Source organism: Paenibacillus sp. Soil787 (genome assembly GCF_001429545.1).
Taxonomy (GTDB): Bacteria; Bacillota; Bacilli; order Paenibacillales; family NBRC-103111; genus Paenibacillus_E.
Genome location: NZ_LMSP01000044.1, coordinates 246,985 through 259,420, shown reverse-complemented (window position 1 = coordinate 259,420; position 12,436 = coordinate 246,985). Strand labels below are relative to the sequence as shown.

Annotated in this window: 11 protein-coding genes and 1 riboswitch; of the genes, 3 read left to right on the top strand and 8 right to left on the bottom strand. The window is 42.8% G+C overall.

Annotated elements, in window-relative coordinates; all coding sequences use genetic code 11:
* The first annotated feature begins 89 nt into the window (after positions 1–89).
* Positions 90–704, top strand: coding sequence for a TetR/AcrR family transcriptional regulator (locus tag ASG93_RS27530; RefSeq protein ID WP_056837258.1), 615 nt, complete (start codon positions 90–92; stop codon positions 702–704).
* 151 nt (positions 705–855) lie between these two features.
* Here ASG93_RS27530 and ASG93_RS27525 read toward each other — a convergent pair whose 3' ends face one another.
* From ASG93_RS27525 to ASG93_RS27500, 6 genes are all read right to left on the bottom strand, one after another.
* Positions 856–2,271, bottom strand: a complete 1,416-nt coding sequence (locus ASG93_RS27525; protein WP_056837256.1) for a LysM peptidoglycan-binding domain-containing protein — start codon at positions 2,269–2,271, stop codon at positions 856–858.
* A gap of 255 nt (positions 2,272–2,526) precedes the next feature.
* Positions 2,527–3,303: a YheC/YheD family protein gene (locus tag ASG93_RS27520; protein WP_056837254.1), complete on the bottom strand. Its 777-nt coding sequence runs from the start codon at positions 3,301–3,303 to the stop codon at positions 2,527–2,529.
* Between the two features lie 249 nt (positions 3,304–3,552).
* Positions 3,553–4,203, bottom strand: coding sequence for a CAP domain-containing protein (locus ASG93_RS27515; RefSeq protein WP_056837252.1), 651 nt, complete (start codon positions 4,201–4,203; stop codon positions 3,553–3,555).
* Between the two features lie 5 nt (positions 4,204–4,208).
* Positions 4,209–4,341, bottom strand: a riboswitch (cyclic di-AMP (ydaO/yuaA leader).
* A 491-nt stretch (positions 4,342–4,832) separates the two neighbouring features.
* Entirely contained in the window at positions 4,833–4,991 is a 159-nt protein-coding gene (locus ASG93_RS27510) for a XapX domain-containing protein (RefSeq protein ID WP_056837250.1), read from the bottom strand.
* A gap of 361 nt (positions 4,992–5,352) precedes the next feature.
* Entirely contained in the window at positions 5,353–6,195 is an 843-nt protein-coding gene (locus ASG93_RS27505; protein WP_056837248.1) for an RMD1 family protein, read from the bottom strand.
* A gap of 81 nt (positions 6,196–6,276) precedes the next feature.
* Positions 6,277–6,948 (bottom strand): response regulator, encoded by a 672-nt coding sequence (locus ASG93_RS27500; protein ID WP_082615127.1) that lies wholly within the window; start codon positions 6,946–6,948, stop codon positions 6,277–6,279.
* A gap of 410 nt (positions 6,949–7,358) precedes the next feature.
* Between ASG93_RS27500 and ASG93_RS27495 the strand changes: the two genes are divergently transcribed.
* Together ASG93_RS27495 and ASG93_RS27490 are read left to right on the top strand one after the other, a co-directional pair.
* Positions 7,359–7,808 carry a MarR family winged helix-turn-helix transcriptional regulator gene (locus ASG93_RS27495; RefSeq protein ID WP_056837244.1) on the top strand — a complete coding sequence of 150 codons (450 nt, stop codon included), beginning with the start codon at positions 7,359–7,361 and terminating at the stop codon, positions 7,806–7,808.
* On the top strand, positions 7,805–9,004 hold the full coding sequence (locus ASG93_RS27490) for an MFS transporter (protein ID WP_268796062.1): 1,200 nt from the start codon (positions 7,805–7,807) through the stop codon (positions 9,002–9,004). Before ASG93_RS27495 ends, ASG93_RS27490 begins: the two co-directional genes overlap by 4 nt.
* Before the next feature lie 91 nt (positions 9,005–9,095).
* On the opposite strand, the gene metE is transcribed toward ASG93_RS27490, so the two are convergent.
* Both metE and ASG93_RS27480 read right to left on the bottom strand, forming a co-directional pair.
* The gene (gene metE, locus ASG93_RS27485) at positions 9,096–11,399 is read right to left on the bottom strand and encodes a 5-methyltetrahydropteroyltriglutamate--homocysteine S-methyltransferase (protein ID WP_056837239.1); all 2,304 of its coding nucleotides are present in this window, start codon (positions 11,397–11,399) and stop codon (positions 9,096–9,098) included.
* 108 nt (positions 11,400–11,507) lie between these two features.
* Positions 11,508–12,410, bottom strand: coding sequence for a LysR family transcriptional regulator (locus ASG93_RS27480; RefSeq protein WP_056837237.1), 903 nt, complete (start codon positions 12,408–12,410; stop codon positions 11,508–11,510).
* Positions 12,411–12,436 lie beyond the last annotated feature (26 nt).

Below are 12,436 nucleotides of genomic sequence, written 5' to 3'. Positions count from 1 at the left end.
TATCCAGACGATTCTATCTAAACAAATCTTTCCTTTTCAGAGAAATCCTTATATCCTAGAAGATAATTATTAATAGGGGAGGATTTGGAATGAGAAATGATAAAATTGGGGATAAACGGCATTTACGCTCCGCAGTTACACGTCAAAAATTGTTGGAAGCTGCAAAGGAAGTATTTCTAGAAGAAGGTTTTCAAAAAGCGACGATTTCTCAAATGATCAAAAAAGCAAACATCGGGTACGGAACGGCCTATGTTCATTTTGAAGGAAAAGAGGATCTTTTAGGCGTATTAATGGAGAATGTCATGGCGCAATTTTATGAAATTGCCGAGATCTCCTTCTTCCCAAAATCGAGAGACGAAGCAGAGCAAATCATAAAAAAACAAACCTATGCTTTTTTAAAGATGGCAGAGGCAGAACGGAATATGATGCAAATCTTCGAGCAGGCCATTGGAGTATCCTCTATTATTTCGGATAAGTGGAAAGCCATTCGTGAAAAGTTTATTCAACGAATATCCAAGGACATTGCCTATTCACAGCAAAATGGGCTAGCCAGGGCTGAATTAAACCATGAGATTGTTGCACGAGGTTGGTTTTTCGCAAATGAAATGTATCTTTGGGAAATTGTTCGAAACGAACATCATCATAATGTTGAAGAGATTGCTACAACAATTACTTCTCTTTATACTACAGGCCTTTATCTCTAAAGGTTTTTCCTTAAAATGGAAATGACAAGCATCTGTACAAGGAGTTATTGTGGTATTTTAAGTTAAGATGTGCGCCCTTTAGGTGCACATCTTGAATCTAAAACAACCATTCACATTTTATATGCATAAGGATTATTTTCGTATCTGTCTGTCAAATGAGTTTTCGGATTTGAAAATTATCCTCGAGCAAAACCCAATTTTGCGGAAACGGATAACCAAGTACCCAATAACTGACCCCTCTCAAGTTATATTCTTTTACCAGATCGAATTTGGCCTGGGCACTTCTTGCATCTTCGAACCAAACTTCATGTGTATGTTGTTTTTCATCTACATAGCGATAGTATGGCGTTTGGGACAGCTGATCGTACTTGATCTCCGCACCATGTTGAATGGCTCGGCGAACAGCTTCTTGCATATCAAATGTCTCTGCCTGTTGTCCTTTTACATGAGGAAGGAGCCAATCACGTGCGTATAACTGAAAGCCCATAAATATTTTATTTCTAGGAATAACAGTGACCGCATAGTCAAGAACGCGTCTTATTTCGTTGATTGGGGATATGGACTGAGGAGGACCGAATCTGTACCCCCACTCATATGTCATGAGTACAACAAAGTCGACAATGTCTCCATGGGCAGCATAATCGTGAGCTTCGTAGAGCAAACCCTTTTGCTCTGAACTGGTTTTGGGGGCAAGGGCTGATGATACAAAAAAACCTTTCTCATGCAGCCTGCGGACAGCTAGTCGAAGAAATTGATTATAAGACTCACGATCGCTTGGAGATACATTCTCAAAATCAACATTTAATCCACGGTAGCCTTTGTTTTCCATGATCGTTAAGATGTTGGTCACTAGCTTATTTTGCAATTCGAGACTGGATAAAATGGTGTGTGCCAGCTTCGTTCCGGCTTCCGTAGCGGAGAAATTAGTGATCGACATGACCGGTATGACATGTTTTTCATATGCAGCTGCAATAAGTTGCTGATCATCAACGGGCTCAAGGGTACCATCGTCCTTCATGCGATAACCAAAAGGACATAAGTACGTTAGATGCATCCCATCCTTCCGAACTTGCCCAGCAGCCACCTTGCCGAATACGTTGGTATAAGCATTGACATCGATAATCTGCCTCATCTTTTCGGGGATTTTCAGGTTTTGACCCAGGGAAATAAGTGCAGGATTTGTAATTCCATTAGCTTGTGCGATCGCCTGCACTGTAACGCCATAACGGTGGGCAATCGCCCAAAGTGACTCACCCTGCCGTACGGTATGGAACAAAATCGGAACAATTAATACTTGTCCAGGCCTAATCTGCGTTGTATCGGTGATTGAATTTGCTCTAGCGATAGATTCTACGGAAATGCCGAAACGGCCGGCAATCGTCCCAAGTGTGTCTCCTAATCGGACCACATATTCAGGATAAGGCGGTGGAATGACTATTGCCTGACCGATGACTAAACGATTGGGTTCTCGGAGTTCATTGACAGCGATAATCCGATTGGCATTCACGCCATAACGACCTGAAATCAGCCATAGATTCTCTCCTCTTTGCACCACATGAATTTGCACTTCTATACCTCGCTCTCGCCTTAAACTTCTACACGTACTTTATTCCGCTTATGTCTCTAGTGATTTAGGCGAATACCCATTTTATTGGTACTACCTAGAATAATTAAAAATCCCCATTTTAAAGGAAACTTAATAGACTTATTTTTTGATCTTCTGTGAAGAACTTGCCATAATAATCGTTATCAACAGTTTGATGTCCATAAATGAGGACTTAAATAGAAGAGCCTTCCTACGATTCAGTAGAAAGGCCCTTTTCTATATCAGTCGTTTATTGTGTTTTCTATAATCAGCGAACAAAAAACGGATTCTTTGAAAAAATGTTTTGTTTTTGAGTTTATTAAAGAGTCCATGAGATGGATTATGAAGATTAACCTCAATAATCCATATCCTACCTTCTTTATCTACAGCAAGATCAATACCACTCTGATAGGAGTAAAATGGGAATTCTTCAGAGTATCGAATAATTTTACTACACAACAAAATCAAATCTTTTTTCATCTTCTCGATCTGACGTTTATCGAAGTGTAAAGATTGAGTTAAAGCATCTTCGATACTCATAACATAACCTCCACCTCGCTGGACATTTGAAACAATACTTTGCTCCCCGGCCACCTTTACAACCATCCCTGCGTAATGCCATTTGCATTTTCCATCTCTCATCATCATAACCCGAATATCAAAAGGTCTACCGTTAATTTGAGCCAAATCAATGGTTTTTTGAATAATATATGTTGTCTTAGAGCCTGAACTAAGGATTTTGTGATATAACTCAGAGGGTGTTGATGCAAGATTTGCTTTACCCCTGACTCTAACAAACTTGTAATGCTTAGCCGTCCGCCACGCTTTAATGATGCCCTTTCCTGTATGCTGTGTATTAGCTTTGATATAAACAGAGTTATATTTTTTCAAAAAAATAGAAAGTGTAGAAGGGTTGAAAATCATTGTTGGAGGTAGGTATATAGCAATATCAGGATACCTCGAGTAAAAGCGATGTAGGTTCCACTTAGCCAGCCGCGCTAACTTAGATTGCATGCCATCAATCCTTTTCCAGTGTTTATTAGACAGCATATTATGCTGATCACAAGATGGATACGGCTTCAGCGGAGTACAATCTATATTGATCGTTAGAAAAAATTATAAAGTCCATCCACAAAATATTCGTATTCCATTTCTATTATAACTTACTTATTTTGGAATGGAGTAAAATAAAAAAACGAAAAAACCAGCAAACACTAGGTTGCTGGTTTCTCTCGAAATATGCTGCAGACATACGTCACTGCGTTAGTTACTTATGAATTCCTGTACCCATTCGCCGTTATAATAAGCAACACCGATTTGGGTGAAGTTGGGGCTTAGAATATTTTGACGATGACCTGTGCTATTCATCCAAGCGTTCATGACAGCCTCAGGCGTTTGTTGACCTTTCGCGATGTTTTCACCTGCGTAGGAATAGCGAATGCCGTATGTGCTCATCATATCAAATGGAGACCCATAAGTCGGCGAGGTATGATCGAAATAGCCGTTGTTGTACATATCTTTTGCTTTGTCCAAAGCCATGGCGGTAAGTACGCTGTTGCTGGTTAAAGGACGAAGTCCTGCCTTAGCTCGCTCTTGGTTAACTAAGTTAACGACTTGGTTAGCAAAAGTTGATTGGGACGGCGCAGTCGTAACTGGCGTTTTGGTACCTGCATTTGAACTCGTGCTGCCAGGAATGTTAAGGCTCATACCAGACCAGATCACATTCGGATTGGCAATCTGAGGGTTTGCTTTAATAAGCGAAGAAAGGCTAACGCCATACTTCTTGGATATTAACCACATGGTATCATTGCCGGATACTGTATGGGTTGCTGGTGCGGCCATTGCCGCGCTCGAACCAACGAGGACGCTCAATCCAATTGCGCCGGTAACCACAAGCTTTGTGTAACGTTTCAAAATAAACCTCTCCTTTTTGCGGCCTGCGAGGTTAGCTGTCGGATTCGGGTCAAAGAGTAATCACCCGGCCGCAGATAGCGGCTTCACCCCAAATAATGGGTCCCCCGTGCTTACAGGAAGCTTCGGCCTTCTGAGTTATTTGATCCATATGGATCTCACAAATTGTAACATGTGAAATCATAGAGAACATGACTCAAAATTTTCCAACATTATTTTGTAAGCGGCATCAGCCGTTCTTTTCTACGACTAACAAACGACATACAGCTGTTAGGTACGGAAATGGGTGCGAAATCAACTTCAGATTCATCTTTTTCGGCTAAAGGACTGGAGCGACGTTAATCCCCGAAAAAGATTGAATTTGAAAATCTAATGGACTCTACAGCCCTTAATCTACTTCAAATACAAAAATAAGATAGATTGAAATCGAATAACAGCGCTGAAGTCCGTAAGCTCGGAATCATCGCTCCAAATAGACAGTTAACGGCATCCAGGTCCGTTAAACGTCTATTTCCGGTTGGTTCATTAGCTGTGTGCGGTCTATTGGTCAGTCCTAGTTTTTTTAGCAACAAGATAGAAAAAGAAGGATGAAACTCGACCAAACTCCTCCTTTTTCTAACTAGTCCTGCTTCCTATTTTAGAAACAATTCCATTATCTTGCCGCCTGCATAAATACCTACAATTCCTAGAATACCCGAAAGTACAGGCGGTGCGGGCAAAGGCAGCTTCAACACCTTGAATAGAATACCAATAATTAAACCTGCTCCTAATGACAACAGAAGCTCCTTCATACCTTAGACACCTCGATTGTTAGACTGCATCTTTAAATTCGTAAATCTCGAGCAACACTGTGTCCGCACGATCCATTTGCGATAATAACAAACCGTTCCTTCTCAATAATTTGCTTCAAAGGACTGTCATTTATTACTATAATCGGAACTGGAAATTGAGGTTAGCAATTGTTACATGTCCACTTACTTCTACGCAAATAAAAAAGAACAGCGGCTAACTTTGACGTTCAAAGTTAAGCGTTGTCCATTTTAGGGATCAATCGATTGTATGAGAGATTAAAGCGAGCTTGAAGCTTGGCTGACCAATGACACCAGCTGACCGGGATCAAAAGAATCCCCTTCCCGCGGCTTAACCAGCTTTCTAATGCGAAGGAATCCAACCTACGATTTGTAATATCGTTAATACAACCTCAATAACAATAAGAATCACAACGATCCATTCGACAAATAGCCCCCGGATGGAATGACTGATATTTGAAAAACCTTCCAAGATGTGATATAAAATGTCCGTTTTGCTTTTCAGGATTTTAAAACGATCGTTTAATTCAAAAAAACCCATCATCCCATCGTAAAATTCGCTTGCCGTACTGTTGGTCCAAGTCAAATCAGGTTTATCTAAAATCATAATGTAGGCAAGGGTGTTATACTCGTGACGTACGATTTTGGCGGTCGTTCTTGCTAATTCTTTGTTTCCAACACGAAGTTTTCCTTTTTCAAGTCGGTCTATCATCATCTCTAAGTCATCGTGAATTTTCCCGAGCTGCTCCTCTATCTTCTCAAGAGCAACCGATTTGGCAAGGACAGTGGAGATTAATTCAGGATAAAAGGATTCATACTTAGCTACCATTACATACTTGTCAGTTAATTCCATGCTATCGATTTCCTCGATGTGAAGGCTGTAATCGTCCGTGTATCTGTCAGCAGGTTGTAGTTCAATTTCTGGCTCGAATGATTGGATGAATTTCAAAAAGCCAGTAATCTCATCCTTGTGTGTCTGATTAACAAAAACAACGCTGCCGAAAGAAAATACCAGCACTTGTTGTGCATCGTCAATTTGTTTCATAAGGATCGATTTAAGTATATCGCCTCTTAGGATTAAAGGCTGTTCCCATGTGTATTTTTTGGGAATGCCGCAGTGGATGGCAATTTTGTTCAGGTCAATTTCATTTGTAACGGCCATAGCCTTAAAAGTAATATCTTTCATTTTCACCACTCATCTGTTTTCAAAAAGTCATGCTAACTAGTCTTGACAGAAAAAGTAGGCTTCAATCCATTACTATTTCATTTATTTTTTGTTGGTTAATCGGCTTACCAACATGTCATATTGAAGTATCAGTCCCTCGGACGGAGTTTGCATCTCTTCCACTTGCTTTTCGAATTCCACGTAATCGATAGCGGAATCCTTTAATTCAAGCGCATAGCCATCGTTCTCTGATCGTACGACTTCACGCATGCTAAGAGGTTCCAACGACTTACGCAATTGATAGACGGTCGTATTCAAATAATTCTCAGCATTGGTTTGGTGCATCCCCTCGAAAATATCCAGAACTAATCTGGAACGAGGTATTCGTTTGCCACGATAAAATAGTAAGTACGCGAATAGCTCCGCACATTTCCTCGAGATCCGCTTGACACGGCCAGCATCGTTGCTCACGACAACATCGCCAAGCATCGTAAGGACGGTCCTCCCGGAATCTGCGGAAGTTGGAGCAGCCAGCGATGGCGAATGAATGCCCGGCTGACTCGCCAGCGCACGATTTACTGTCCTCAGCAGTCGTTCCTTGGAAACGGGTTTTACTAAGTAATCCACCACAGACAGCTCGTAAGCCTTCAAGGCAAATTCCTTGTGCGACGTGACGAAGACGATTTGCAGCGGAGAAGCCAATGCTTCCATCTTAGCGGCGAATTCCAATCCACTACCGCCCGGAATGGAGATGTCAACGAAAGCCAGTCCGATATCGGTGTTCTCACCCTCGGAAACGCTTCCATGTTTCTAGAGTATTTGTATTTGTGTTTTTGTTTCACAAAGTAAAAAAGACCCTTTTCAGGGTCCTTTTCGACGGTGATAGGATTTATGGTACTTTTGCCTTGAACCTTACTTCGCTCGGTCTTTACCTCATCACATTCCTGCAGTACAAGACTACATTAATGATTCTGCGGCACATCTCCTCGCTTCTATATAGATTCAATAACAACTTCCCTGGTTGTTCATTGCATGATATGCGACACAACACCTCGCTGAATCACCGTCGTAAAGTAATATGTCCGATCTTGAAAATGTTATACATCGAATGACTCATTTTGTTGACGAATTTATTTGCTAGGAATATAATTGCTATAGCAACTAATTTCGGGGAGTGTAAAATTTTGGGACTGGATAACTCATTTGGATTTATTTTGAACCATGCCGGCAGACGATTGACGCAGTTATTAAACAACCATTTTCAGCCTTATGATATGACAACAGAGCAATGGGCTGTACTCAATCGTTTAGCTGATGAAGATGGCATTACGCAGAAGCTGCTGGCGGTCCGAGCTGAAAAGGATCAAACCAATATCACGCGAATCCTCGATCAATTGGAACGCAAAGGCTTAGTGGAACGACGGGCCAATGAGACCGATCGAAGATCCTTTCTTACGTTTATCACGGAGCAAGGCAAAGCTTTGAATGATACCCTGACGCCGATTGAGCAGAGAGTAATCGCTTCGGTTCTTAGCGGTTTTACGGAGGAACAAACATCGATTTTGCGTGGAATGATCATTCAATTGACCAACCAAGCCAATGCATGCATCAAGGAAGTGGAGGATTCACTGTGAATACGAATCAGAAATTGTGGAATCGTAACTTTGTTGCTGTCTGTTTCGGCAGTTTTTTTTTATTTATGACTTTTTATATCCTCGCCGTCACGCTGCCAATTTTCGTCACTGATACGCTGCATGGCGGACAACAACAGATTGGTCTGGTTATGACCGTATTTATTATTTCAACCGTCATTTTACGGCCTTTAACTGGTAAGTGGATGGATGAATGGAACCGCAAGAAGATCATACTTTTCTCACTGGCGCTTTTTATGATTTGTACGGCCATATATCCATTCGTTCATCAATATTCTTTTTTGCTAATCTTAAGGTTTCTTCATGGCATAGGTTTCGGGATGGCGACAACGGCTGCAGGTGCAGTTGCCATCGAGCTTGTTCCTGAGCGGCGCAAAGGTGAGGGAATCGGGTATTTCAGTCTTTTCATGAGCTTGGCAATGGTTACTGGACCCTTTCTTGGGCTAACCATTATGCAGACTCATAATAATACGCTTCTATTTGGTGTGTGCATTGTGTTCGCGCTTCTCGCTTTTTTGTTTGGGGTAACTATTCGTATTCCTCGAGCTATCTCTAGAGTGAACGTGCAATCAGAGTCTGGTTGGAGAAAGTTCATTGAGCCGCGGGCTTTGCCAATCTCTTTGGCAGGCACTGTGTTGGCCTTTTCTTATGGGGCTATTACGACTTTTCTTTCCGTGTACGCCAAAGCCATTGGGTTGGATACCTATGCGAGTTACTTTTTCATGGTGTTCGCTTTGATGATAGTTATATCCAGACCGTTTACAGGCAAATGGTTTGATCGTTCAGGCCCTCATTTACTAGTATATCCTGGGATCATCCTTTTCACTTTAGGGATGATAATTCTAAGTATGGCGTCATCCCCCGTCATATTTTTAGTCGCAGGAGGTATGCTTGGCCTTGGATTCGGGGCGATGCTCCCCAGCTTCCAGACGATCGCTATTCAAGCCGCGCCTCCTCACCGCAGAGGTCTTGCAACAGGCACCTATTTCTTACTTTTCGACTCCGGATATGGGATTGGTTCCTATGTACTTGGTGCTGTGGCATCGAGAACGAATTACCATACGATGTATTTCATTGCTGGGATGGTTGTCGCATGTTCTGCCATTCTGTATTACGGACTTTATCATCGAAAAACAATAACTTCTTCCCTCAAGCCTAGCCCATCCATAATTAAATAATCATCCACGAAAAATAACATGCCGTTCACTGCACTTCCCTGTAGAAGTGAGTAACGGCATGCATCATTTTATTTTTAAAAAAACTTAGTCCTCAATTAAAGCGAAGTATAGGTTGTTGGGCATGCTTCGCACGTGCGATCTGCGTCGCTTCAACCATGTTGCGCAAGGAATCGACCGTTTCTTCGACTCCACGAGTTTTAAGACCACAGTCCGGATTGATCCAGAATAGCTTCGGATCAAGCACACGCAAGGCGCGTTCGATCATACTTGTCATTTCGTCCACCTTCGGAACTCGCGGACTGTGGATATCGTAAACACCTAATCCTATGCCAAGTTTGTATGTGTTCAATTCGAAGCTATGAATCAGTTCGCCATGACTGCGAGATGTTTCGATCGAAATCACATCGGCATCCATCGCTTCGATCGAATGGATCATGTCATGAAACTCGCAATAGCACATATGCGTGTGAATTTGCGTAGTATCCTGTACCGTGCAGGTAGCCATGCGGAAGGCTCTGACCGCCCACGCCAGATACATCTCTTGGTCATCCTTCTTGAGCGGCAGCCCTTCCCGAACCGCAGGCTCGTCGACCTGTATCATGCCAATGCCCGCCTGCTCAAGCGCTTCCACCTCTTGCCTAAGCGCATAGGCCAGTTGGTAAGCAATTTGTTCACGCGTGATATCCTCACGAACGAACGACCAATTCATGATCGTAATCGGGCCAGTCAGCATCCCTTTAACGGGACGTTTGGTCCGCGACTGAGCATACTTTGTTTCTTCGACGGTCATCGCCTCTCTGAACGCTACGTCCCCAAAAATAATCGGCGGTTTAACGCAGCGAGAACCGTACGACTGTACCCATCCGTTCTGTGTGAACGCGAAGCCCGCGAGCTTCTCACCAAAGAACTCGACCATGTCGGTTCGCTCAAATTCGCCATGCACGAGAACATCTAATCCGATTTCTTCCTGAAGCTTAATCCAGATATCAATCTGTTCTCGGATGTAGGTAGCATACTGCTCATTGTTCCAATCACCCTTGCGCCACTGTTGACGGGCCTTGCGCACCTCTGCGGATTGCGGAAAGCTGCCAATGGTCGTCGTTGGAAAAATCGGCAATTGCCATTTCTTCTGTTGAGCAATATGACGCTCAGAAAAAGGTCGGCTGCGCTCTGGATTATGAGCACTGATGCCGGCGACAGCGTGCTGAATGTCGCTTCGGTTGCGCTCATCTGACAGCTTGAGTGCCTGTAAAGCACGTTCGCTTTCTTCCAATTCTGTTGTGAATCCAGTGACGCCTTGAGAGGCCACTTTTGCCAGAAGTACAAGCTCGTGCAGCTTCTCATCTGCAAATGCGAGAGCATCTTTCAGTTCAGTTGCGAGCTTCGTCTCATTTTTTACCGATACTGGAACATGAAGTAAACTGCACGACGTCTGTACGATGAGTCGCTCAGTCGTAACGATTTCAGCGAGTTCTTCCACGAGTGCCAGTTTCTCGAGCAGTGGCGCCTTCCAGATGCCACGACCATCAATAACCCCTGCACCTAAAACCTTGTCCGCCGGAAAGCCTAGCGTTTTAATCGACGACAAATTGCCGGAGTAACCATGCACGAAATCCAACCCTATTCCTTTGACGGGCAGCGCGACAATATCACTGTAGTTCTCTACCGATTCAAAGTAGGTTTGCAGCATGATGTTCAGATTCGGCACTGAGGCGGCAAACGTCCCATAAATTTTCTTTAAACGCTGCAAGTCATCTGTGTTTAATTTCGTTACGAGAATGGGTTCTTCTATTTGTACCCATTGAACCCCTTCTCTTTCAAGCTCCTGTAGTATCTGCACATAAAGCGGAAGCAATCGTCCCAGCCAGTCGTCGGTCTCCGAAATTGGGTACCCTTTTGACAACTTGAGGAATGTAAGCGGTCCTACGATTACCGGCTTGCCCTCGATTCCGAGTTTCTCCTTAGCCTCCTGATAAGCAATAAGAGGTCTATTCTCGGTAAGCACCAGTGATGCCTCGCCCAGTTCCGGTACGATATAATGATAGTTGGTATTAAACCATTTGGTCATTTCGCTAGCCGCAGCATCCTTCGTCCCACGGGCAATCCCGTAATAAACAGACAATGGTACCTTGCCGCCATCATAAGGAAAGCGTTTCGGAATAATGCCGAACATTGTGGATGTATCAAGAATATGATCGTAATAACTGAAATCGTTGACCGCAATGAAGTCTATGCCTTTCTCCTGCTGCTTACGCAAATGATTTAATCGGATCTCCTGTAACTGGCGGTGAAACTCCGTTTCTTCCAGCTTGCCTGACCAAAAAGCTTCGAGCGCTTTCTTCCATTCTCGATCCGCACCAATACGCGGATATCCCAACACACTGCTTTTCACCATCTGTAAATCTCCTCTACAATTTGTTACAAGAAAGATATCACGGATTGATTGGTATAGTGTAACTGGAATAAACTATATCTAGTCATAGCTAATGGCTATATCAAAATATTATTGGGCTATTGCCTGCATGAGTGCTTGTATATAGGCCGCTCCTAGCTTGGATAGCGAAGCATTTCTATGGGAAATCCAGCCGACATTGATCGTTTCCTCACAATCCAATGGTACGGGAATAATTTCATTTCCATTCAAATCGGCGCTTAACACCCCTGTCGATATGGTATATCCGTTCAATCCGATCAATAAATTGAAAAGCGTCGCCCTATCATTAACACGAATGCTTTTTTTATGTGACATTGTACTGAGAATCTCTTCTGAAAAATGAAAAGAATTATACTCCCCTTGATCAAAGGACAGATATGGATAATTCTGTAACTGGTCAATAGTCACGATCGATTGCTTTGCCAACGGGTTCTTACTACTGATGAAAATATGCGGCCGAGCCGTAAGTAAGCTGTTGAATTGCAAATTCGCGCTTTTCAGCAATTTATTGATAACTTTTCCATTAAACTCATTCAGATATAAGATGCCGATTTCGCTGCGTAAATTTTTGACATCTTCAATAATTTCATAGGTTTTGGTTTCTCTCAAAGCTAACTCATATTCATCTTGCCCATACTCCCGGACCAGACTCACAAATGCATTCACCGCGAAAGCGTAATGCTGAGTAGAAACGGAAAAATGCTGCGGAGAAGGCTTAGCATTCAGGTAGCGACTTTCCAATAATTCCGCCTGCTCGACTACCTGTCGTGCATAGCTTAAGAATTCTATTCCCTCCTTAGATAGTGAGATCCCTTTATTAGATCTTTCGAAAATCGCAAGCTGCATTTCTTCTTCCAGATCCTTAATCGCATTTGAAAGACTAGGTTGAGAAATAAACAACCTCTTGGCGGCTTCATTAATGGAGCCTCGATTTGCAACTTCAATAACGTACTTTAATTGTTGTAGAGTCAACGAAATACTCCCCTTTAGAATCTATC

Excerpts from the sequence above, each read along its gene's own strand:
- ASG93_RS27530 (WP_056837258.1), top strand. The coding sequence starts at position 90 with ATGAGAAATGATAAAATTGGGGATAAACGGCATTTACGCTCCGCAGTT.
- ASG93_RS27520 (WP_056837254.1), bottom strand. The coding sequence starts at position 3,303 with ATGCAATCTAAGTTAGCGCGGCTGGCTAAGTGGAACCTACATCGCTTT.
- ASG93_RS27510 (WP_056837250.1), bottom strand. The coding sequence starts at position 4,991 with ATGAAGGAGCTTCTGTTGTCATTAGGAGCAGGTTTAATTATTGGTATT.
- ASG93_RS27505 (WP_056837248.1), bottom strand. The coding sequence starts at position 6,195 with ATGAAAGATATTACTTTTAAGGCTATGGCCGTTACAAATGAAATTGAC.
- metE (WP_056837239.1), bottom strand. The coding sequence starts at position 11,399 with ATGGTGAAAAGCAGTGTGTTGGGATATCCGCGTATTGGTGCGGATCGA.